We start from the raw sequence: 21,925 nt of genomic DNA on the forward strand, positions 1-21,925 counted from the left end.
AAGGCCCAGTGTTACTCGGCTTCGGCGAGCAACCGGTAGATCTCGCGACGGGCGTTTTTGAGGATCGCCACCACCCGCTGCTGTATTTCAGCAGTGGTCGCATATGCCGATTGGGCGACTGCACCGAACAATTGAGCCAACTCCGCTCGCAGGTTGACCTGGTTCGAGTCGACACCCTCGGCGAACTGCTTCCAGGGGGCCGTCTTGATTTTCTCAGCTGCGGCGCGACCTTTGTCGGTTAGCTCGAAAAGTTTTGTGCTTCCTTCGCTTTCCGAGCTGACGATCAATCCCTCGTCATCCAGCAGCTGCAGCGTCGGATACACCGAGCCGGGGCTGGGCCGCCAGGCATCCCGGGTGCGTTCGGCGATTTCTTGAATCATTTCGTAGCCGTGCATGGGGCGCTCGGCAAGCAGGTGCAAAATCGCCGCGCGGACATCACCGGGGCGGACGCGGCGGCCGCGCCGACCGGGTCCACGCCCTCGGCCGCGGGCGCCCGGGCCCAAGGCGAAGTCGAAATCGAAGTCGGGGCCGGGCCCGAAACCCAAACCAGTGCCGGGCCCGAGGCCAAAATCCGGTTCGGGCCCCGGTCCGCCCCGGCCGTGCTGCGGTCCGTGCTCGGGTGGCGGGGGCGGCGGGTGCCCGGGCCCGTGCTCGGGTGGCGGGGGCGGCGGGTGCCCGGGCCCGTGCTCGGGTGGCGGGGGTGGCCGGGGTGTTTCCTCGGGCCGGGCGCCTTCTTGGCGGGCGCCTTCTTGCCGACAGCTTTCTTGCCGGGGCCCTTCTTCGGGCCGGGACCGTGTTCGTGGGGTGGTCTGTCATGGTGGCCGGGGCCATGTCTGGGGCTGGTGGCCAGCCTGGGTTCGCGGCCGGGGCCGAGGTGGCGGCCGGCGAGATCGGCCTCCCCGTCGTCGGGTTCGAATTCGAGTTCCTCGTCGTATTCCAGTTCGGGTTCGGATTCCTCGTCGTAGTCCCACTCGACCAGATGATCGCCCTCGTACACGTCGAGGTCTTCAGGATGCGGCGCTGGGATCGACGGAGTGTCTTGCCGCGCGGGCCGGTGTTCGGCAACAGCCTCCAGCTCGACAGGGGCGTCGTCACCGCGGTCGCTGAGGTCTTGGTCGGCCAACGGGTCGGTGACCAGGTCGTCTGATTTGTCTTTCTTCGCTCGTCCGCGCCGAGGCCCCGGCGCTTGCGGCTCATTCATGGTCGTCACTCGCTTTCGGAGGGTGTCATCCAACTAACTACGATAGAGAAAGATATATCGGACACTATCGTTTGCGCAAGCCCGGCTGCACCGCCTACGGCGAGCCGGGGGTCCAACGCCGCCAACGATCTGCTACGCGGGACCGAGATGGCATGTGTTGTCGGACTTTTCGACTGAGGTCTGCAGGTTGCGGGAAATTCGATCGCCCGTGCGGTGGCCATCGGGAGCGGCGCCGACCTCAACGCCGAGCGGCTCGGCTGCGGGACGGGTTTCCGGCATGGCCAACAGGTACAGCGCGAAGCCGGCCGCGGCGATCGTGCCCAGTGAGACAAACGCGGCCTGGTAACCGTAGGCCACCACGATCATGCCCGCAACCAGGTTCGACAGCGATGCGCCGATGCCCCACGCGGTGATTACCGCCGCGAGGCTGACGTTGTATCGACCGGTCCCCTGCGTGACGTCGGAGACGACCAGGGGAAACAGCGCCCCGAAGATGCCGGCTCCGACACCGTCCAGCAGCTGTACGCCGACCAGCCAGTGGGAGTCGCCGGAAAGAGCGAACAGAAAACCCCGCAAGGTCAACACGGCGAAGGCGACCACAAAGATCGGCTTTCGTCCCCAGCGGTCGGCGCGAGCACCGGTGAGGAACGCCACCGGGACCATGACGGCCTGCGCCGCGACGATGCACGCCGCCATCAGCGTCGTCCCGACGTGTTTGTTGTTCAGGGCCAGCTCCTGGCCGACCAGCGGCAGCATCGCCGCATTGGCGAAGTGGAACAGCACGATCGCGACGGCGAAGGTCGCCAACCGGCGGTTGTGCAGCAGGGCCGCCAATCGGGATGGCTGGCGCTGCTGTTCGCCTGCAGCGCTGCGCATGCCACGCGCCACCGCGTGGTCGATCGCGTCGGCCGGGATCCGCAGCGTTGCGATGACGCTGATCGCGGCAACCCCGGCGAGCAGCCAGAACACCACCGGGGGGCCGAAGAGATAGGCCAGCCCGCCGGCAACCGCGGCGGCCGCGGCGTTGCCGGCATGGTTGAAGGACTCGTTGCGCCCGATCCGCTTCGCGAAAAGCCGCACCCCGACGACGCCTAACGTGATCGCCGCCAACGCCGGGGTGAAAATGGCGCAGGCGATCCCGACCACCGCTTGCAGAACCGAGATCCGGTAGATACCCGGAACCAGCGGCATCGCCAACGACGCGAGGCTTATCGCGATAGCGGCGGCAACCATCAGCGCCCGCTTTGCCGACGTGCGATCGACCAAGGCGCCGATGGGAGTCTGCGCAAGGATTCCCACGCCGGTGAACACCATCAAGACGAACCCGATCGAAGCCTGATCCCAGTGGTGAGCCAGCAGCAGGTATATCGACAGGTACGGGCCGAGCCCCTCGCGAACGCCACCCAAGGAGAAGTTGAGCACATCCAGCGCGCACGACGTCCGCCGCTGAAGCGCCTCAGCGGTTGTCGACATTCACCGTTCACACCGCGCGATCAGAGCCGATGCGGCCAACGCACCAACCGTGGCTCTGGCTGGCTTGGGTGCATCGGCAGCATCGGCTGTACGTCCATGTCGCTCCGCGACGTTAGCCAGCGAAGCTGAAATGAACCTGAAGAACTCGGCGTGGGCAGGCTTTGGCGGCGTCAGAGCGGCAACACGGCGCTAAATCGGGCGCTATCATCTGCCGCCCGGCTGGCGTGCAGCGGCCGCGGCCTGAAACCTGGCGTGGTCCCGTTGGTGCTCAAACACCAGACGCAAACGACGATGGCCACCCCGGACACAATGATCCCCGCGACAATCGCCACCCGCGCCGCAACGTTGCCGCCGGCCGCCGAGCCACGCAGCGGTTGTGCGGGCATGAACCGTGGACATATCAACCGTGAAGTGCATTCGGGGGAAAGCCGAAGTGAGGGTGTCGACGCCCGCCCGGTTCGATGTGGTTGATCGCCAGCACAACCACTTCAGCGTCGTTGCGTCTTCCGCGCGGCATGGGTGGTCGAACAAGATCCTTTCGGTCACCGTGCCGGGCGGCGAGGTCTTCGCCCCCGAGGTCCGCGGCGAGAGCCCGGTCGTCGGGCAGCTACGCGGACGCATTCGCGGGATTGTCCGGCCGACGCGTCAGCCGAAGAAGGCGGCGGCGTCGTCGTAGCGGCTCTGGGGCACCAACTTGAGCTGGCGCACCGCGTCGGCCAGCGGCACCCTGCCGATGTCTTGGCCGCGCAGCGAGACCATCATCCCGTACTCGCCGGTGTGGGCGGCGTCAGCTGCATTCACCCCGAACCTGGTGGCCAGCACCCGGTCGAAAGCCGTCGGTGTGCCACCACGCTGAACATGGCCGAGCACCGTCACCCGCACGTCTTTGTTGATGCGTTTCTCCACCTCGGTGGCCAGCTGCGCGGCCACGCCGGTGAAGCGTTCATGCCCGAACTCGTCGATGCCGCCTTCGCGTAACGTCATCGACCCGGGAACCGGTTTGGCGCCTTCGGCGACCACACAGATGAAGTGCGAGTCCCCGCGCTGGAATCGGCTTTTGACCAGCCGGCAGACCTCTTCGACATCGAAGGGCTGTTCGGGGATCAGCGTCATGTGCGCGCCTGAAGCCAGCCCGGCGTTGAGCGCGATCCAGCCGGCGTGCCGGCCCATCACCTCCACCAGCATCACCCGCTGGTGGGACTCGGCGGTGCTGTGCAGTCGGTCGATGGCCTCGGTGGCCACCGTCAACGCGGTGTCGTGGCCGAAAGTCACGTCCGTGCAATCGATGTCGTTGTCGATCGTTTTCGGTACCCCGACCACGGGCACGTTCTCCTCAGAGAGCCAGTGCGCGGCGGTCAGAGTCCCTTCGCCGCCGATCGGGATCAACACGTCAATGCCGTTGTCGTCGAGCGTCTGCATGATCTGGTTCAGCCCGGCGCGCAGCTTGTCGGGGTGCACACGGGCGGTGCCCAGCATCGTGCCGCCCTTGGTCAGCAACCGGTCGTTGCGGTCGTCGTTGTGCAATTGGATACGCCGGTTCTCCAGAAGCCCGCGCCAACCGTCCTGGAAGCCGACGACCGCGGAGCCGTAGCGAGCGTCGCAGGTGCGCACCACCGCCCGGATGACCGCGTTGAGCCCCGGACAGTCGCCACCCCCGGTGAGAATCCCGATCCGCATGCCCTCATCTTGCCGGGTAGATCGTGTCAGTGGCGAGCAGACGCAAAATCGCACGCGCCGGGCAATTTTTGTGCGACTCTGCGTCTGCTCGCCGCTAAATCGCGCTGGGCAGCGGGCCGCGCGCGGCCTCGAACGCCGCCCCCACCCGGTAGAGCCGGTCGTCGGCGAGTGCCGGAGCCATGATCTGCAAGCCCACCGGCAGCCCGTCGTCCGGTGACAAGCCCGAGGGCACCGACATCCCGCAGTGGCCGGCCAGGTTCAGCGGCAGCGTGCACAAGTCGAACAGATACATCGCCAGCGGATCGTTGACCTTCTCCCCCAGCCGGAACGCCGTGGTTGGCGTCGTCGGCGATACCAGCACGTCGACACTGCGGTACGCCGCGTCGAGGTCGCGCGCGATCAGGGTGCGCACTTTTTGCGCCTGGTTGTAGTAGGCGTCGTAGTATCCGGCCGACAGCGCATAGGTGCCGATCATGATGCGCCGCTTGACTTCTGGCCCGAAACCGGCGGCACGGGTCAACGCCATCACCTCTTCGGCGCTGTGCGTGCCGTCGTCGCCGACCCGCAGTCCGTAGCGCATCGCGTCGAACCGCGCCAGATTGCTCGACACCTCCGACGGCAGGATCAGATAGTAGGCGGCCAGCGCGTAATCGAAATGCGGGCAGTCGACTTCGCTCACCTGGGCGCCGAGCGCGGTCAACCGCTCGACGGCGGCGTGAAACGACGTCAGCACACCGGGCTGATAGCCCTCACCGCTGCGCAGCTGGCGGACCACCCCGATGCGCACCCCGCGCAGACCGCCGTCCGCGCCGGCCTTCGCCGCGCCGACCACGTCGGGCACCGGGGCGTCGATGGACGTGGAGTCACGCGGGTCATGCCCGGCGATCACCTGGTGCAGCAGCGCGGTATCCAGTACGGTGCGCGCGCACGGACCGCCCTGATCCAGCGACGACGCGCAGGCCACCAGCCCGTAGCGCGACACCGTGCCGTAGGTGGGTTTGACGCCCACGGTGGCGGTCAGCGCGGCGGGCTGGCGGATGGAGCCGCCGGTGTCGGTGCCGATGCCCAGCGGCGACTGGAACGCGGCCAGCGCCGCCGCCGTGCCGCCGCCCGAGCCGCCCGGCACGCGCTCGACGTTCCACGGGTTGCGGGTGGGACCGTAGGCGGAGTTCTCGGTCGAGCTGCCCATGGCGAACTCGTCCATGTTGGTCTTGCCCAGGATCGGGATGCCGGCCGCGCGCAGCCGAGCGGTCAGGGTGGCGTCATACGGGGATCGCCAGCCCTCGAGGATCTTGGATCCGCACGTGGTGGGCATGTCGACGGTGGTGAACACGTCCTTGAGCGCCAGCGGCACACCGGCCAGCGGGGACGGCAGCGGCTCGCCGGCGGCCAACAACTTGTCGACGGCACCGGCCGCGGCCAAGGCCCGATCGGCGGCCACGTGCAAAAAGGCGTTGTACCGTTCGTCGGTTGCCTGGATCTGGTCCAGGCAGGCCTGGGTAAGTTCGGTGGACGACAACTCCTTGGCGGCAAGTTTGGCGGCCAGCGTGGCCGCGTCCAGCCGGACGATGTCGGTCATTGCGGCTCACCGAGGATCTTCGGAACGGCGAATTGGCCGTCGATGGCTTCGGGCGCCTGGGCCAGCGCTTCCTGCTGGGTCAGGCCCGGCGTAATCTCGTCCGGTCGGGTCACGTTGACGTCTTTGAGCGGGTTGCCGGTCGCTTCGACCCCGGTGACGTCGACCGCTCGGATCACGCTGACGTGGGTCAGAATGGCGTCGAGTTGGCCGGCGAAGCTGTCCAACTCGTCGTCGGTCAACGCCAGCCGGGCCAGCCGGGCCAGGTGCGCAACCTCGTCACGGGAGATCTGGGACACGACCGCAAAGCCTAACCTCGCGGCTCCCGGCGCCGTCACGCAACCACAGCCCGCACGGTCGAAATGCCGTCGGCCGATGGCTGTGTCACAGTGATGCGCGTGCCGTCATATCTGCTGCGGGTCCAGTTGCTGGACCGACCGGGCAGCCTCGGCTCGCTGGCCGTGGCGCTCGGCTCCGTCGGGGCCGATATCTTGTCGCTCGACGTGGTGGAACGCGCGTCCGGGTATGCGATCGACGACCTGGTGGTCGAACTGCCGCCGGGGGCGATGCCGGACACCTTGATCACCGCCGCCGAAGCGCTCAAGGGCATCCGGGTGGATAGCCTACGGCCGCATACCGGGCTGCTGGAGGCGCACCGCGAGCTTGAGCTGCTCGACCACATCGCCGCGGCCGGCGACAACGATTCCCGGCTAAAGGTTCTCGTCGATGAGGCTCCCCGGGTGCTGCGGGTGGGCTGGTGCACGGTGATGCGCCGCAGCGGCACCGGGGTCGACGTGGTGGTCGGCAGTCCGGGTGCACCGGAAACGAAGCTGGACTCGGCGCCCTGGCTGCCCATCGAGCATGCCGAAGTATTGGACGGCACCGCTGAGTGGGTGCCGCAGCAGTGGCGGGATCTGGACACCACCCTGGTGGCGGCACCGCTGCGCGATCCGCACACCGCGGTAATGCTGGGCCGGCCCGGCGGACCGGAATTCCGCCCGTCCGAGGTGGCGCGGTTGGGCTATCTGGCCGGCATCGTCACGACGATGCTGCGCTGAGCGCGACCAGTCGTTCGGTCATTGCCCCGCGGCCGCGATCACGGCATCGACGATGCGGCGGATGCGCTCCGGCGCCTGCTCGGGGTCTGGCTGGCCGGCGTCAAGCCAGGCGATGACGGCCTCTGTGGTGAGGGTCGGCAACAGGTGTGCCGCCCAGCTGCGCCAGCGCTCGTCATCGATGCGCGCCAGGTGGCGGCGGGTGATCTCGGTCGAAGTCTCGTGGAAGGCTTCGATGACGTCACGGAATTCGGGTTCGCGGGCGGCATGACGAAACAGCAGCCGAAACGCGTCCGGATCTGCCGCGGCCGCGCGCACGAGCGCGGGGATGCTGCCGTCGTCGAAGTCGTCGGGGCCGGTGGCCTCGCGCAGCCGCGCGTAACCGCTCTCGAGCACCTCGCGGTACAGGTCGGCCTTCGAGGCGAAGTGGCGATACAGGATCACCGGCGTGACACCGGCTTCCGCGGCAATGGCATCCAACCCGGTTTTTACAAAGCCGCCGCGGGCGAACGCGCGAGTGGCGGCGTCGAGGATCTGCTCGCGCCGTTGCGCGCGGGGTAGCCGGCGAGTCGACTCGGCCTGGGCAACTGTCACCGATGACCTCCTCTTGTTCAATGACGAGCCTACAACTAACCTTGTATATGTGTACTTATACAAGACTGCTTGACCGGGAGGTTGCGGTGTCGACACCGGCCCAGCTGCCCTTTCCGCAGACGGATCCCCTCGAACTGCCAACTCAATTACGCGCACTGCAGTCTCAGAGCCCGATTCACCGGGTCCGCACACCGGCGGGCGACGAGGCATGGCTGGTCACCGGCTATGCCGAGGTGCGCGGGTTGCTCGACGACGACCGGTTGGGCCGCGCGCATCGCAACCCGGATGCTGCCGCACGCATCGGGGAGTCGGCGTTGTTCGGCGGACCGCTCGGCAACTTCGACACCGAAGAAACCGACCATGCGCGGATGCGCTCCCTGCTGCAGCCACACTTTTCGCCTCGGCATCTGCGGACGCTGGCCCCCAGAGTCGAGGAGCTGACCGGCGAGTTGCTCGACAACCTCGCACGGGAAGGGCCGCCAGCAGACCTGCACGCGAAACTGGCTGTGCCGCTGCCGATCCTGGTGATTTGCGAGCTGCTGGGCGTGCCCTACTGCGATCGTGACCAGTTCCGCGGCTGGACCCAGGACACCGCGAACGTATGTGATCATGCGCGTTCTCAGCGCGGCCTGGCCGAGCTGTTCGGCTATAGCCTGAAGCTGGTCGAGCACAAGCGCGGGCTGCCCGGCGACGATGTCATCTCCCGGCTGTGCCTTACCCCGGGCGTCTCCGACGCCGAAGCGGCCTTGCTGTCAATGGCGTTGCTGTTCGCCGGGCACGAGACAACGGTGGTGGCGATCGGTCTCGGGGCACTGCTGCTGTTGACGAATGCCGATCAGTGGCGGGCGCTCGCCGACAACCCGGGCCTGATTCCGGCCGCGGTCGAAGAGCTCTTGCGGGCAGCCGCCTTCGGCGGCGGCATCGGCGGCATACCGCGGTATGCCCGCACAGATTTCGACATCGACGGCGTGGCGATCCACGCCGGGGACCTGGTGGTGCTTGACATCGGATCGGCCAATCACGACCCGACGGTGTTCAGTCCCCCGGAGCGGCTCGACATCGCCCGCACCCAGGCACCCCACCTGACCTTCGGATACGGCGCACGTTATTGCATCGGGGCACCGCTGGCCCGCATCGAGCTGAAAACTGTGTTCGCCCAACTTCTTCCGCGTTTTCCGTCCATGCATCTGGCGGTCGATCCGGCGACATTGACCGTGCGCAGCGACGTGCTGGCCGGAGGACTCGTCGAACTGCCCGTGTCGTGGTGAACCACACCAGGGGCGGTTATTTCGCATCCGGAATACCGGCCGGCCCCTGTTCCAGCAGCTTCCGAAACCCCTCTTCGTCGAGGATGGGCACACCTAACTCGACGGCCTTGTCGTATTTCGACCCGGGCGAATCCCCGGCCACGACGTAGTCGGTCTTCTTCGACACCGAACCGGCTGCCTTACCGCCTCGGGCCACGATGGCCTCCTTGGCGTCGTCGCGCGAGAACCCGGTCAGCGACCCGGTCACGACAACCGTCAGGCCCTCCAGGGTCCGCGGCACGCTGGTGTCGCGCTCGTCGGCCATCCGCACTCCCGCGGCCCGCCACTTCTCGATGATGGCGCGGTGCCAGTCGACGCTGAACCACTCTTTGACCGCTTCGGCGATCGTCGGCCCGACACCCTCGACCGCGGCCAACTGTTCGGTGGACGCCGCCATGATCGCATCCAGGCTGCCGAACTCGGTGGCCAGCGCCCGCGCCGCCGTCGGCCCCACGTGGCGGATCGACAGCGCCACCAGCACCCGCCACAGCGGACGGGATTTCGCCTCCCGCAGGTTGGCCAGCAGCCGCTTGCCGTTGGCCGAGAGCCCACCGGATTTGGTTCGGAAAAGCTCGGTGCGCAACAGGTCATCCTCGGTGAGGGTGAACAGATCACCCTCGTCATCGATGACCTTGGCCTGCAGCAGCGCGATGCCCGCCTCGTAGCCCAGCCCCTCGATGTCCAGCGCACCGCGGCTCGCAACGTGGAAAACCCGCTCCCGCAACTGCGCCGGGCATGAACGCGCGTTGGGGCAGCGAATGTCCGCGTCGCCTTCTTTTTCCGGCGCCAACGGGGTGCCGCACTCGGGACATGTTGTCGGCATGACGAATTCGCGTTCGGTGCCGTCGCGTAGGTCGACGACGGGTCCCAGCACCTCAGGGATCACATCACCGGCCTTGCGGATCACCACCGTGTCCCCGATGAGCACACCCTTTCGCTTGACCTCCGACGCGTTGTGCAGGGTGGCCAGCCCGACCGTGGAGCCGGCGACCTTTACCGGCTCCATGAAGGCGAACGGTGTAACTCGCCCGGTACGGCCGACATTGACCCGGATGTCCAGCAGTTTGGTCTGCGCCTCTTCGGGCGGGTACTTGTAGGCGATGGCCCAACGCGGGGCCCGCGACGTCGAGCCCAGCCTGCGCTGCAGCGCGACTTCGTCAACTTTGACGACGACCCCGTCGATTTCATGGTCGATGTCGTGGCGGTGCTCGCCCCAGTAATCGATTTGCTCCTGCACGCCGGCCATGTCGTCGACGAGCGTGGTGTGCTCCGAGACCGGTAGACCCCAGGCCGCCAGCGCCAGGTACGCCTCGTGCAAGGTTTGCGGGCTAAAGCCTTCGGTGTGTCCTACCCCGTGGCAGATCATCCGCAGTCTGCGCCGCGCGGTCACCGCAGGGTCTTTTTGCCGCAGCGATCCGGCGGCGCTGTTGCGCGGGTTGGCGAACGGCGATTTTCCGTCGGCAACCAAAGCGGCGTTGAGCGCCTCGAAGTCGGCTAGCCGGAAGAAGACTTCCCCGCGCACCTCGAGTACTGCCGGTATCGGGAATTCGTCACTGGCCCTGAGTCGCTCGGGCACGTCGTCGATCGTGCGGGCGTTGAGCGTCACATCCTCACCCGTACGGCCATCCCCCCGGGTGGCCGCCCTCGTCAGGCGGCCGTCGCGATACACCAGCGACAGCGCCACTCCGTCGATCTTGAGTTCGCAGAGATAGTGCGCCTCGTCGCCGACCTCGGCCCGGATCCGGGCGGCCCAGGCGGCGAGTTCCTCCTGATTGAACGCGTTGTCCAGGGACAGCATGCGCTCGAGGTGTTCGGCCGGCATAAAGTCGGTGGCGAACCCTGCACCGCCCACCAGCTGGGTGGGTGAGTCGGGTTTGCGCAGCTCGGGGTATTGCTCCTCGAGCGCGACCAGCCGGGCGAAGAGCTCGTCGAACTCCGCGTCGGAGATGATCGGCGCGTCGCGCACGTAATAGCGGAACTGGTGTTCGCGGACCTCGTCGGCGAGTTCCTGCCACTGCCGCCGAACCTCCGGTGCGACCTGGTCAACCTCTGCCGAGCTCACAGTCGCAGGTTATCCGAGGGCTCCGACGAGGGCGGTCGTCACTGCTCGACGTATGCCCGCAGCCGGTCGATCGCGGTGTCCCAGCGACGCGACAACGTGGTCAGATAGTCACTGGCTTCCGCCAGCGGTTCGGTGCGCACGGTCCAGATGCGTTCGCGTCCACGCCGGCTGCTGCTGACCAGGCCGGCCACCTCAAGCAGCTGCAAGTGTTTGGTCGCAGCCTGCCTGGTGACCGGAATAGCTTGGCTGACTTGAGAAGTCGAGCACCCCTGGCGACGATACGCGACCTTTTGGTTGCGCCTCGGCTTCGGCTAGATCGCGTCGGGGTCTTCGGCAAACGCCTCCGCGGCCCGCCGGGCCAGCCCGATCGCGGTGCGGGCCCATTCCGGCGTCGCGCCGGCCAGGCCGCACGCCGGGGTGATCCCGACGCGATCGCGCACCTGCGAGCGGGCGAAACCGAGCAGGTCGGTGATCGCGACGGTGGCGGCGGCGATTTCTTCTACCGACGGTCGCTGGGCCGGGGCGCTGGCAGGCACGACGCCGAGCATCACGGTGCGCCCCGATTCGACGAATTCCGCGATACCGTCGAGGTCCGCGGTTTGCCGCGCAGTCCTGGCGTCGACGGATACTGCGTGAAAATTGCTGGTGTGCAAGAGGTTCCACGGCAATGACGACGCGCAGCTATGCAGCAGCACCTCAGCGCCGGCCGCTGCGACACAGGTGTCGAGCGCTGCGGTAGCCAGTGCCTCATCGATCGGGTCCACCGGGGTCAACGCGGTCACGCCGGTCAGCTGCCCGGCCAGGGCGGCCGGTAGCGACGGCTCGTCGAACTGCACCAGGACCGGTGTATCGAGCCGCCGGGATACCGCCGCCCGATGGGCGGCCACACCCTCGGCCAGGGACGCGGCCAGGTCGCGCACGGCGCCGTGGTCGGTGATCGCCCGGTGTCCGTTGGCAAGCTCCAATTCGGCCGCCAAGGTCACCGGTCCCGGCGCCTGCACCTTGACTGGGCGACCGCTGCCCCGCAGGCCGGCGTTCTCCCACGCTTCTTCCAGCGCATCGATATCCTCGTCGAGCAGGCTGGCCGCCCTGCGCATCACCGCGCCGGGCCGGGCGGCGATCCGGTAGCCGCGCGGCACCGTGTCGATCGCCACGTCGATCAGCAGCGCGCCCGCACGCCCGATCATGTCGGCGCCCACGCCGCGCGCAGGCAGCTCGACAATGTGGGCCATCGCGTCGGCCAGCTCACCGACGACGACCTCGGCGGCTTCACGCGCTGAGCCGCCCGGCCAGGAGCCGTTGCCGGTGGCCGTTGCGAAAACGCTCATCGCCCAACCGTACTGGCGCCCTGCGACTACGCTCGCAGCAGGGAAGGACTGGACTATGTCGCGGCCGCTGCTGGTGTGCGCTGTGGCGTTGCTGGCCGCAGCATGCACCCGTGTGGTGGAGGGCGCAGCCGTCCCGGCATCCGGACCCCTGGGTGGTCCGTCCGGCGTCGACGTCGACGCCATTCTGTTGGACCAGTCGCGGATGCGCGCGATTACCGGCGCCGGCAACGACCTGACGATCATCCCGTCGATGGACGGCAAGCAGCTGGTGGACCTGGACTCGCTGGCCGCGACAGTGCCCGCGCCGTGCCGGTTCGTTTACGCCGACACCGCCGCATTTGGACCTGATGTCGAGCAGTTCCACAAGACGACGTTTCAGGCCCCGCCGAAAGGCGCGCTGATCTCCGAAGGCGCCGCCGGGTACCGCGACGCCGGCGCCGCGCGCCGCAGCTTCGACACGCTGGTGGCCAGCGTGGACGATTGCGCGGCCACGTCGGCGGGCCGGCTTTTGGTGGGCGAGCACAGCGCCGACGAAGACTCGCTGCGCACCAGGCCCGGCGAGTGCGGCCGTGACTACCGGGTCAAATCGATGGTTTTGCTGGAAGTGACCTATTGCGGTTTCCCCGAATCGGTGCCCGACATCGTGATGACTAACATCACGGCGAAAGTGCCTGGTTAGCATCGAATGTGAACCTGTTGCGAGAAACTGGCCAGAGTTTCGCAATGGCTTCACGCTCGGCGAGGGCTTACGAGGTGGCGGCGATCGTCGCGCTGCCGATCACCTCGTCACCATCGGGATCTGGCCGGTACAGGACCAGCGTCTGTCCGCGGGCAGCGGCCCGCAGCGGGGTATGCAGCCGAACCACAAGCGTGCCGTCGTCTAATTCTGCTGTGGCAGGAACAGTGTCGCCGTGCGCACGAATCTGAACCACGCACTCGACGGGCTCCGACGGCGGTGTGCCGGCGGTGAACACCGGGTCGCGCCCGGTCAGCGTCCATACGTCGAGGTCGCCGGCACCACCCACCCGCACAGTGGCGGTGTCGGCGTCGATCGCGGTCACGTAGCGGGCTCGACCGTCGGGGCCGGGACCGGCGATGCCCAGCCCTTTGCGCTGCCCGATCGTGAAGCCGTGCACACCGTCGTGCTCGGCCAGCACGGTGCCCTGCGCATCGACGACGGTTCCGCGGCGCACACCGATACGCTCGCCGAGGAACGTGCGCGTGTTCCCGGACGGGATGAAGCAGATGTCGTGACTGTCCGGCTTTTCCGCGACCGCCAGGCCACGGCGGGCAGCCTCGGCGCGGATCTGCGGTTTGGGCGTGTCACCGACCGGGAACGCGGCGTGCCGCAGCTGATCGGCGGTGAGCACCGCCAATACGTAGGACTGGTCCTTGTCCCGGTCGACCGCGCGGCGCAGCTTCCCTCCGCACAGCCGCGCGTAGTGACCGGTGGCCACGGCGTCAAATCCCAAGGCGAGCGCACGCGCTGACAGCGCGGAAAACTTGATCCGCTGGTTGCACCGCACACAGGGATTCGGCGTTTCCCCGCGGGCGTAGGAGGACACGAAATCGTCGATCACGTCTTCTCTGAACTTCTCCGCGAAATCCCATACGTAGAACGGGATTCCGAGCACGTCGGCGACCCGGCGGGCATCGCCGGCGTCTTCCTTGGAGCAACAGCCGCGTGCGCCGGTGCGCAGCGTGCCGGGTGCTTGCGAAAGCGCCAGGTGCACGCCGACCACGTCGTGACCGGCGTCGACCATCCGGGCAGCGGCCACCGATGAGTCGACGCCACCGCTCATCGCGGCGAGGACTCTCACCGCGACACCCCCGCCGCTGCCAGGGCGGCCTGCCGCGCGCGGGACACCGCGCCCGGCAGCACTCGCAACGCCGCGTCCACGTCGGCGTCGACGCTGGTGTGTCCCAAGGACAGTCGCAGCGAGCCGCGTGCACTGGCCGCGTCGGCGCCCATCGCGAGCAGCACATGTGACGGCTGCGCCACACCTGCGGTACATGCGGAGCCAGTCGAGCATTCGATTCCGTTGGCGTCCAACAACATCAGCAGTGCATCGCCCTCGCAGCCGTCAAACGTGAAGTGCGCGTTACCAGGTAGCCTGGCTTCCCTCGGGCCGTTGAGCCGGGCGCCGTCGACCCCGGCGAGGACGCCGTCGATGAGCCGGTCTCGCAGCACGCGAAGCCGTGCGCTGTTGGCCTCCAGCTCGTCGACCGCGATCTGTGCCGCCGTCGCCATCGCGACAGCGCCAGCGACATCCGGTGTGCCGGAGCGGATGTCACGTTCTTGGCCGCCGCCGTGCGACAGGGGTACGCAGCTGACGTCGCGGCGCAACACCAACGCCCCTACCCCGGGCGGACCGCCGAACTTATGTGCGGCCACACTCATCGCTGACAGCCCGCTGGCGGCGAAGTCGACCTGCAGCTGACCCACCGCCTGAATGGCATCGCTGTGCATGGGCACGTCGAATTCGGCTGCGATGGCAGCCAGTTCGGCGATCGGCATGATCGTGCCGACCTCGTTGTTGGCCCACATCACCGACACCAGGGCCACGTCGTCGTAGCCGTCGAGAGCGTCGCGCAGGGCGGCCGGCGACACCGATCCGTCGGCGGCAACCGGCAGCCAAGTCACTTCGGCACCTTCGTGTTCGGCGAGCCAGGCCACCGAGTCCAGCACGGCGTGATGTTCGACCGCGGTGGTGACGATGCGACGATGGCGGGGCTGCGCGTCGCGGCGAGCCCAGTAAATGCCCTTGACGGCCAGGTTGTCGCTTTCGGTGCCGCCCGCGGTGAAGATCACCTCCGACGGTCGAGCGCCCAGCTTGCCGGCGATCAGCTCGCGCGATTCCTCCATCCGCCGGCGTGCCGTGCGGCCGGCAGTGTGCAGCGACGAAGCATTGCCGACGGTGGCCAGCACAGCCGTCATTGCCTCGACGGCGGCGGGATACATCGGGGTGGTGGCGGCGTGATCGAGATACACCATGACTCGCCCAGGATACCGGCCGGTGTGAGGGGGCCGAGCAGGCGCAAAAGCCCCTCATTTCGGCACGAAATGGGGGCTTGAGCGGCTAGTCACACGAAGGGCAGCTACCCCTTGCGGGCCTTGATCGCCTCGGTCAGCTGCGGGGCCACCTTGAACAGGTCGCCGACCACCCCGTAGTCGGCGATTTCGAAGATCGGCGCTTCCTCGTCCTTGTTGACCGCGACGATCGTCTTGGAGGTCTGCATCCCGGCGCGGTGCTGAATCGCCCCGGAAATCCCCAACGCGATGTAGAGCTGCGGCGACACCGTCTTTCCGGTCTGGCCCACTTGAAACTGGCCAGGGTAGTAGCCGGAATCGACCGCGGCGCGGGACGCGCCGACCGCCGCCCCGAGCGAGTCGGCCAGCTCCTCGACCACGCGGAAGTTCTCCGCGCTACCCACGCCACGCCCGCCGGACACCACGATGGCAGCCTCGGTGAGCTCCGGACGATCGCCGGCGACGGCAGGTTGGCGGGCGGTGACTTTCGCCGCGTTCTCCGCGGGCGCGGGCACTTCCACGGTGACCTGTTCGCCAGCGCCTTGGGCCGGTTCGGCTTCGATCGCCCCGGCTCGCACGGTGATCACCGGGGTGTCGCCGCTGGCTTGGGCCTCGACGGTGAATGCGCCACCAAAGATCGAATGCAGTGCCTTGACGCCGGGTTGGACATCGACCACGTCGACCAGCAGACCCGAGCCGATCCGCGCGGCCAGCCGACCGGCGATCTCCTTGCCGTCGGCGCTGGCCGCCAGCAGCACCGCTGCCGGAGCAGACGATTCAGCCAGATTGGCCAGCACGTCGACCTGCGGGGTGATCAGGTACTGCTCGACGACGTCGGATTCGGCGACATAGATCTTCTCAGCGCCGGCGGCCTTCAGCCCGTCGATCAGCGGCGCGGCCGTGCCGGGCGTACCGACGACGACGGCGGCGGGTTCGCCCAGCCGACGAGCGGCGGTGAGCAGTTCCGCGGTGACCTTTTTCAGCGCACCTTCAGCGTGCTCGGCGAGCACCAGTACTTCAGCCATGGATTTCGCGTGTCTTTCAGTGTCGAAGGGGTCTTAGATCAGTTTTTGAGCGACCAGGTACTCGGCAATCTTGGTGCCGCCGTCACCCTCGTCGGCGACCTTCTCGCCGGCGGTCTTGGGCGGCTTGGGGTTTGACGCCAGAACCGTCGAGCCGGCGTTGGCCAGGCCTACTTCGTCGGATTCCACGCCGATCTCGGCCAGCGTCAGCTTGGTCACTTCCTTCTTCTTCGCGGCCATGATGCCCTTGAAGGACGGGAAGCGGGGCTCATTGATCTTCTCGTTCACGCTGATCACCGCCGGCAACGGGGCCTCGAGGGTGAACACGCCCTCGTCGGTTTCGCGCTCGCCGATGATCTTGCCTCCTTCGACCGACACCTTGCGCAAGTGGGTCAACTGCGGCAAGCCGAGGTATTCGGCGATGATTGCCGGCACTGCGCCAGCGGTTCCATCGGTGGACTCGTTACCGGCGATCACCAGCTCGGTGCCCTCGATGGTGCCCAACGCGCGGGCCAATGCCCACGCCGTCTGGATGACATCCGAACCATGCATCCCCTCGTCGAGCAGGTGCACCGCCTTGTCGGCACCCATCGACAGCGCCTTGCGGATGGCTTCGGTGGCCCGCTCTGGGCCCGCGGTCAGCACCGTCACCGAGCCTTCGATGCCGTCGGCGGCTTCTTTCTCCCGGATCAGCAACGCCTCCTCGACGGCGCGCTCGTTGATTTCGTCCAGCACGGCGTCGGCCGACTCGCGGTCCAGGGTGAAGTCGTCGTCGCGGAGCCTGCGCTCCGACCAAGTGTCTGGGACCTGCTTGATCAGGACCACGATGTTCGTCATAACTGTGGTTCGTCCTCCTTGACGGAGTCCTGCAGCCGTGGGCGGCAAGACCTTGGTTACGTTGGTGCGCGGCCACACCCGCGTGTTACTGGCTGGTAGCTTGTGTACGGTTTCGCTCTCACACCATAGCGGGTCGTGCTAAGCCGAATGTTCGGCTCCTCCCCTCCCACGGCGCGGTGCCCAGCGTCTTGTCAAGGTGGGCCGACGGGGCGCTTCAGGATAGCCTGCCTTGCAATGAACGCCATCGAGAATCCTCGCTGTGTCAGCGCGGCGCCGCCGGCCACGTTGGCGCTGACCGGTGAACGCACCGTACCGGGCCTGGAGCAGGAGAACTACTGGTTCCGCCGCCATGAGGTCGTCTACCAGCAGCTGGTCCACCGGTGTGCTGGCCGCGACGTGCTAGAAGCCGGGTGCGGGGAGGGCTACGGCGCCAACCTGATCGCCCGCGTGGCGCGCCGGGTCATCGCCATCGACTACGACCATGCCGCGGTGGCCCATGTTTGTGCCCGCTATCCGCGGGTCCAGGCGCTGCACGCCAACCTGACCGAGCTGCCGCTGGCCGACGACTCGGTGGACGCGGTGGTCAGCTTTCAGGTGGTCGAACACCTGTGGGACCAGCCGCGGTTTGTCCGCGAGTGCGCCCGGGTGCTGCGCCCGGCGGGACTGCTGATGGTGTCTACCCCCAACCGGATCACCTTTTCACCGGGCCGTGACAGCCCACTCAACCCGTTTCACACCCGCGAACTCGATGCCGCCGAGCTCACCACGCTCCTGGTCGACAACGGATTCGTGGCGGTGAACATCAGCGGCGTATTCCATGGGCCGCGGCTGCGGGAAATGGACGTCCGGCACGGCGGGTCGATCATCGACGCCCAGATTGCCCGGGCGCTGGCCGATGCGCCCTGGCCGGCTGACCTGTTGGCCGATGTCGCCGCGGTCACCACGGCCGACTTCGAGATCATCGAGGCGACCGACCGCGACATCGACGACAGCCTCGACTTGGTCGCGATCGCGGTGCGGGCGTGAGCCGCGTCAGCGACGATGATGCCGGCGTAGCCGGGATTGAGGAGTTGCGCCCATGAACCAGACCGCCGCCAACCGGGTGCCGGGTTTGTTCACCCTGGTGCTGCACACGCATCTGCCGTGGCTGGCCCACCACGGCCGCTGGCCGGTCGGCGAGGAATGGCTCTACCAGTCATGGGCGGCGGCCTACCTGCCAGTGCTGCGGGTATTGCGCGCGCTGGCCGAGGAGGACCGCCACCGGCTGGTCACACTCGGGATAACGCCGGTGGTTGCCGCCCAGCTCGACGATCCGTACTGCCTCGACGGCATGCACCACTGGCTGGCGAACTGGCGACTGCGCGCGGCAGAGGCCGCTAGCCTGCGACCAGGCGCACAGTCAGAACCGGTGACGGCGTGTTCACCGAAAGCCTTACGCGCCTTAGGGATTCGCGAGTGCGCCGAAGCCGATCGGGCCCTCGACGACTTCGCCACCCGGTGGCGCCACGGCGCCAGCCCGCTGCTGCGCGCCCTGATCGACGCCGGCACGGTCGAACTGCTCGGCGGCCCGCTCGCACATCCCTTCCAGCCGCTGCTGCATCCGAGACTGCGCGAATTCGCGCTGCGGGAAGGATTAGCCGACGCCCAGCAGCGATTGGCGCACACCCCCGCGGGGATCTGGGCGCCCGAATGCGCATACGCCCCAGGGATGGAACACGACTATGCCGCCGCCGGGGTAAGCCACTTCATGGTCGACGGCCCGTCACTGCACGGCGATACCGCCCTGGGCCGCCCGGTCGGCGATACCAGCGTGGTCGCGTTCGGCCGCGACCTGCGGGTCAGCTACCGGGTGTGGTCGCCGAAGTCTGGTTACCCCGGCCACGCCGCCTATCGCGACTTTCACACCTACGACCACCTCACCGGGCTCAAGCCCGCCCGGGTGACCGGCCGCAACGTCCCGTCGGACGCCAAGGCGCCCTACGATCCCGAGCGCGCCGACCGCACTGTCGATACCCACGTCGCCGACTTCGTCGACGTTGTCTGCCGCCGACTGTTCAGCGAAACCGAGCGGATCGGCCGCCCGGCGCACGTCGTCGCGGCTTTCGACACCGAACTGTTCGGCCACTGGTGGTATGAGGGACCGACATGGCTGCAGCGAGTGCTGCGCGCATTGCCCGCAGCAGGGGTGCGGGTCGGCACACTCTCTGACGCGATCGCCGACGGGTTGGTCGGCTCGGCGGTCAAATTACCGCCCAGCTCGTGGGGTTCGGGCAAAGACTGGCAAGTCTGGGCCGGTGAGAAGGTGGCCGATCTGGTGCAGCTCAACGCCGAAGTGGTCGACACCGCACTGACGACGGTGGATAAGGCATTGGCCCAGACGGCGTCGTTGGACGGCCCGACGCCGCGCGATCACATCGCCGACCAGATCCTGCGGGAGACACTGCTCACGGTGTCCAGCGACTGGCCGTTCATGGTGAGCAAGGACTCTGCCGCCGACTATGCGCGCTACCGGGCCCACCTGCATGCGCACGCGACCCGCGAGATCGCCGGCGCGTTGGCGTCGGGGCGGCGCGAGACCGCCCAGCGGCTGGCCGACGGCTGGAACCGCGCCGACGGGCTGTTCGGCGCGCTGGATGCACGAAGGCTGCCACGATGACGTCCATTTGCCGTCGCGAGCGGGCGCACCCAACATCTTGCGCCCGTTCCCGCAGAGAGCGGGCAGCCGAGTGAAAGTCCTGATGGTGTCCTGGGAATACCCGCCGGTGGTGGTCGGCGGGCTGGGCAAGCACGTCCACCACTTGTCGACCGCGCTGGCCGCTGCGGGCCATGACGTCGTCGTGCTGTCCCGCCGTCCCACCGGTACCGACCCGACCACGCACCCATCGTCCGACGAGATCAGCGAGGGCGTGCGCGTTGTCGCGGCGGCGCAGGATCCGCACGAATTCACCTTCGGTGCCGACATGATGGCCTGGACACTGGCGATGGGACACGCCATGATCCGTGCCGGGCTTTCGTTGAAGAAGCCGGGCACCACCCGGGCCTGGCGCCCCGACGTCGTGCACGCGCACGACTGGCTGGTCGCCCACCCGGCTATCGCGCTGTCCGAATTCTATGACGTGCCAATGGTTTCCACTATCCACGCGACGGAGGCCGGCCGGCACTCCGGATGGGTGTCCGGTGCGCTCAGCCGTCAGGTGCACGCGATCGAATCCTGGCTGGTGCGCGAATCCGATTCGCTGATCACCTGTTCGGCGTCAATGCGCGAGGAGATCACCGAGCTCTTCGGTCCTGGGCTCGCCGAAATAACGGTGATCCGCAACGGGATTGACGCCGACCGCTGGCCGTTCGCGGCACGTCGTCCGCGCACCGGGCCGCCGGAGCTGCTGTATGTGGGCAGGCTGGAATACGAGAAAGGTGTACACGACCTCATCGCAGCATTGCCGCGAATCCGGCGCAGCCACGCCGGCACCACGTTGACCATCGCCGGCGATGGCACCCAGCAGGATTGGCTAGTCGAGCAGGCCCGTAAACACCGGGTGCTCAAGGCGGTCAACTTCGTCGGGCACCTCGACCACGACGAGCTACTGGCGGCGCTGCACCGCGCCGACGCCGCCGTGCTGCCCAGCCACTATGAACCGTTCGGGCTCGCGGCGCTGGAGGCGGCAGCGGCCGGCACACCGCTGGTCACCTCCAACATCGGCGGCCTGGGTGAGGCGGTGATCGACGGACAGACCGGGTTGTCCTGCCCACCGCGCGACGTCGCGAGACTGGCCGCCGCGGTGCGGGCCGTGCTCGACGATCCCGACGCCGCGCAGCGGCGCGCCCGGGCCGCTCGGCAGCGACTTACTTCGGATTTCGATTGGCACACCGTCGCCCAGCAAACCACGCAGGTGTACCTGGCCGCCAAACGCCGTGAACGCCAACCCCTTCCGCGGTTGCCCATCGTCGAACACGCACTGCCGGACCGCTAACGCGCGGCCTTCTTGCGCTCGATATCGGCCAATGCCGCAGCGAGCTCGGCACGCTGAGCGGCCGACGCCTCCCAGGCCAATCGCCGGTTTTTGACCACCTTGGCAGGCGCCCCGACGGCGATCGAGTAGTCCGGGATGTTGCCCTTCACCACGGCATGCGATCCCAGCACACAGCCCCGGCCGATGGTGGTCCCCCGCAGCACGGTCACCTTGGTTGCGATCCAGGTGTCCGGCCCGATCCGCACCGGTGTTTTGACGATGCCCTGGTCTTTGATCGGCGTGTTGATGTCGTCCATCCGGTGGTCGAAATCACAGATGTAGCACCAATCGGACATCAGAACCGAGTCGCCGAGCTCGATGTCGAGGTAGGTGTTGATAACGTTGTCGCGGCCGAGCACCACCTTGTCGCCGAATCGCAGCGAGCCCTCGTGCGCGCGGATCGTGTTCTTGTCGCCGATGTGGACCCAGCGCCCGATCTCCAGTTGCGCCAGTTCAGGCGTGCAGTGAATCTCCACATCCTTACCGAGGAAGACCATGCCGCGGGTGATGATGTGCGGGTTGGCCAGCTTGAACTTCAGCAACCGCCAGTACCGCACCAGATACCACGGGGTGTAGGCCCGATTGGCCAGCACCCACTTCAGCGATGCCAGCGTCAGGAATTTGGCCTGGCGGGGGTCGCGCAACCTCGATCCGCGCCAACGGCGATGCAGCGGTGCGCCCCACATGCTCGTCATGGCCGGAAAGCCTAGCCCGACGACGATGCGGGACACACAGTGTCCCGAGGAGGAGCC

At 67.6% G+C, this 21,925-nt stretch carries 19 protein-coding genes and 2 pseudogenes; 7 read left to right on the top strand and 14 right to left on the bottom strand.

Annotation, left to right across the window (positions count from 1 at the left end; genetic code table 11):
* Positions 1 to 11: 11 nt before the first annotated feature.
* Positions 12 to 707 (bottom strand): annotated as a pseudogene (locus MHEC_RS17175) (PadR family transcriptional regulator); the annotation flags it as partial.
* 626 nt (positions 708 to 1,333) lie between these two features.
* Entirely contained in the window at positions 1,334 to 2,674 is a 1,341-nt protein-coding gene (locus tag MHEC_RS17185) for an MFS transporter (protein WP_235434762.1), read from the bottom strand.
* A 439-nt stretch (positions 2,675 to 3,113) separates the two neighbouring features.
* Between MHEC_RS17185 and MHEC_RS17190 the strand changes: the two genes are divergently transcribed.
* Complete coding sequence (locus MHEC_RS17190; protein WP_071700495.1) at positions 3,114 to 3,350, top strand: hypothetical protein; 237 nt, start codon at positions 3,114 to 3,116, stop codon at positions 3,348 to 3,350.
* On the opposite strand, the gene MHEC_RS17195 is transcribed toward MHEC_RS17190, so the two are convergent.
* From MHEC_RS17195 to gatC, 3 genes are all read right to left on the bottom strand, one after another.
* Positions 3,320 to 4,351, bottom strand: coding sequence for an ATP-dependent 6-phosphofructokinase (locus MHEC_RS17195; RefSeq protein ID WP_048890824.1), 1,032 nt, complete (start codon positions 4,349 to 4,351; stop codon positions 3,320 to 3,322). The two genes, MHEC_RS17190 and MHEC_RS17195, sit on opposite strands and share 31 nt — an antisense overlap.
* Before the next feature lie 94 nt (positions 4,352 to 4,445).
* Positions 4,446 to 5,930: an Asp-tRNA(Asn)/Glu-tRNA(Gln) amidotransferase subunit GatA gene (gatA, locus tag MHEC_RS17200; RefSeq protein WP_048890825.1), complete on the bottom strand. Its 1,485-nt coding sequence runs from the start codon at positions 5,928 to 5,930 to the stop codon at positions 4,446 to 4,448.
* Positions 5,927 to 6,226 carry an Asp-tRNA(Asn)/Glu-tRNA(Gln) amidotransferase subunit GatC gene (gatC, locus tag MHEC_RS17205; RefSeq protein ID WP_048890826.1) on the bottom strand — a complete coding sequence of 100 codons (300 nt, stop codon included), beginning with the start codon at positions 6,224 to 6,226 and terminating at the stop codon, positions 5,927 to 5,929. The genes gatA and gatC overlap by 4 nt, the downstream gene beginning before the upstream one ends.
* A gap of 99 nt (positions 6,227 to 6,325) precedes the next feature.
* Here gatC and MHEC_RS17210 point away from each other — a divergent pair, with 99 nt between their 5' ends.
* Positions 6,326 to 6,985 (top strand): ACT domain-containing protein, encoded by a 660-nt coding sequence (locus MHEC_RS17210; protein WP_099869389.1) that lies wholly within the window; start codon positions 6,326 to 6,328, stop codon positions 6,983 to 6,985.
* Positions 6,986 to 7,003: 18 nt separating this feature from the next.
* Here the strand turns inward: MHEC_RS17210 and MHEC_RS17215 are convergent, their stop codons facing one another.
* Positions 7,004 to 7,576: a TetR/AcrR family transcriptional regulator gene (locus MHEC_RS17215; RefSeq protein ID WP_048890827.1), complete on the bottom strand. Its 573-nt coding sequence runs from the start codon at positions 7,574 to 7,576 to the stop codon at positions 7,004 to 7,006.
* 47 nt (positions 7,577 to 7,623) lie between these two features.
* On the opposite strand from MHEC_RS17215, the gene MHEC_RS17220 reads away from it, so the two are divergent.
* Positions 7,624 to 8,844 carry a cytochrome P450 gene (locus MHEC_RS17220; protein WP_082169817.1) on the top strand — a complete coding sequence of 407 codons (1,221 nt, stop codon included), beginning with the start codon at positions 7,624 to 7,626 and terminating at the stop codon, positions 8,842 to 8,844.
* Between the two features lie 16 nt (positions 8,845 to 8,860).
* Here the strand turns inward: MHEC_RS17220 and ligA are convergent, their stop codons facing one another.
* From ligA to MHEC_RS17235, 3 genes and pseudogenes are all read right to left on the bottom strand, one after another.
* Entirely contained in the window at positions 8,861 to 10,945 is a 2,085-nt protein-coding gene (ligA, locus tag MHEC_RS17225; RefSeq protein ID WP_048890828.1) for an NAD-dependent DNA ligase LigA, read from the bottom strand.
* A 38-nt stretch (positions 10,946 to 10,983) separates the two neighbouring features.
* Positions 10,984 to 11,208 (bottom strand): annotated as a pseudogene (locus MHEC_RS17230) (ArsR/SmtB family transcription factor); the annotation flags it as partial.
* 48 nt (positions 11,209 to 11,256) lie between these two features.
* Positions 11,257 to 12,273 carry a uroporphyrinogen decarboxylase/cobalamine-independent methonine synthase family protein gene (locus MHEC_RS17235; protein WP_048890829.1) on the bottom strand — a complete coding sequence of 339 codons (1,017 nt, stop codon included), beginning with the start codon at positions 12,271 to 12,273 and terminating at the stop codon, positions 11,257 to 11,259.
* Positions 12,274 to 12,328: 55 nt separating this feature from the next.
* Between MHEC_RS17235 and MHEC_RS17240 the strand changes: the two genes are divergently transcribed.
* On the top strand, positions 12,329 to 12,952 hold the full coding sequence (locus MHEC_RS17240) for a sensor domain-containing protein (protein ID WP_048890830.1): 624 nt from the start codon (positions 12,329 to 12,331) through the stop codon (positions 12,950 to 12,952).
* Between the two features lie 67 nt (positions 12,953 to 13,019).
* Here MHEC_RS17240 and mnmA read toward each other — a convergent pair whose 3' ends face one another.
* The 4 genes from mnmA to MHEC_RS17260 form a co-directional block, all read right to left on the bottom strand.
* Positions 13,020 to 14,093 carry a tRNA 2-thiouridine(34) synthase MnmA gene (gene mnmA / locus MHEC_RS17245; protein WP_048890831.1) on the bottom strand — a complete coding sequence of 358 codons (1,074 nt, stop codon included), beginning with the start codon at positions 14,091 to 14,093 and terminating at the stop codon, positions 13,020 to 13,022.
* Positions 14,090 to 15,268 (bottom strand): cysteine desulfurase family protein, encoded by a 1,179-nt coding sequence (locus MHEC_RS17250; protein ID WP_048890832.1) that lies wholly within the window; start codon positions 15,266 to 15,268, stop codon positions 14,090 to 14,092. Before MHEC_RS17250 ends, mnmA begins: the two co-directional genes overlap by 4 nt.
* A 104-nt stretch (positions 15,269 to 15,372) precedes the next feature.
* Positions 15,373 to 16,329, bottom strand: a complete 957-nt coding sequence (locus tag MHEC_RS17255) for an electron transfer flavoprotein subunit alpha/FixB family protein (protein ID WP_048890833.1) — start codon at positions 16,327 to 16,329, stop codon at positions 15,373 to 15,375.
* 33 nt (positions 16,330 to 16,362) lie between these two features.
* Complete coding sequence (locus MHEC_RS17260) at positions 16,363 to 17,163, bottom strand: electron transfer flavoprotein subunit beta/FixA family protein (protein ID WP_048890834.1); 801 nt, start codon at positions 17,161 to 17,163, stop codon at positions 16,363 to 16,365.
* A gap of 234 nt (positions 17,164 to 17,397) precedes the next feature.
* Here MHEC_RS17260 and MHEC_RS17265 point away from each other — a divergent pair, with 234 nt between their 5' ends.
* The 3 genes from MHEC_RS17265 (at position 17,398) to MHEC_RS17275 (ending at position 21,134) form a co-directional block, all read left to right on the top strand.
* Positions 17,398 to 18,189, top strand: coding sequence for a class I SAM-dependent methyltransferase (locus MHEC_RS17265; RefSeq protein ID WP_048890835.1), 792 nt, complete (start codon positions 17,398 to 17,400; stop codon positions 18,187 to 18,189).
* A gap of 52 nt (positions 18,190 to 18,241) precedes the next feature.
* On the top strand, positions 18,242 to 19,819 hold the full coding sequence (locus MHEC_RS17270; RefSeq protein WP_048890836.1) for a 1,4-alpha-glucan branching protein domain-containing protein: 1,578 nt from the start codon (positions 18,242 to 18,244) through the stop codon (positions 19,817 to 19,819).
* A gap of 70 nt (positions 19,820 to 19,889) precedes the next feature.
* On the top strand, positions 19,890 to 21,134 hold the full coding sequence (locus tag MHEC_RS17275; RefSeq protein WP_048890899.1) for a glycosyltransferase family 4 protein: 1,245 nt from the start codon (positions 19,890 to 19,892) through the stop codon (positions 21,132 to 21,134).
* Here MHEC_RS17275 and MHEC_RS17280 read toward each other — a convergent pair.
* On the bottom strand, positions 21,131 to 21,868 hold the full coding sequence (locus MHEC_RS17280; RefSeq protein ID WP_048890837.1) for an acyltransferase: 738 nt from the start codon (positions 21,866 to 21,868) through the stop codon (positions 21,131 to 21,133). The two genes, MHEC_RS17275 and MHEC_RS17280, sit on opposite strands and share 4 nt — an antisense overlap.
* Between the last annotated feature and the right edge of the window lie 57 nt (positions 21,869 to 21,925).

The sequence above is a fragment of the Mycobacterium heckeshornense genome (genome assembly GCF_016592155.1).
In the GTDB taxonomy this organism is placed as follows: Bacteria; Actinomycetota; Actinomycetes; order Mycobacteriales; family Mycobacteriaceae; genus Mycobacterium; species Mycobacterium heckeshornense.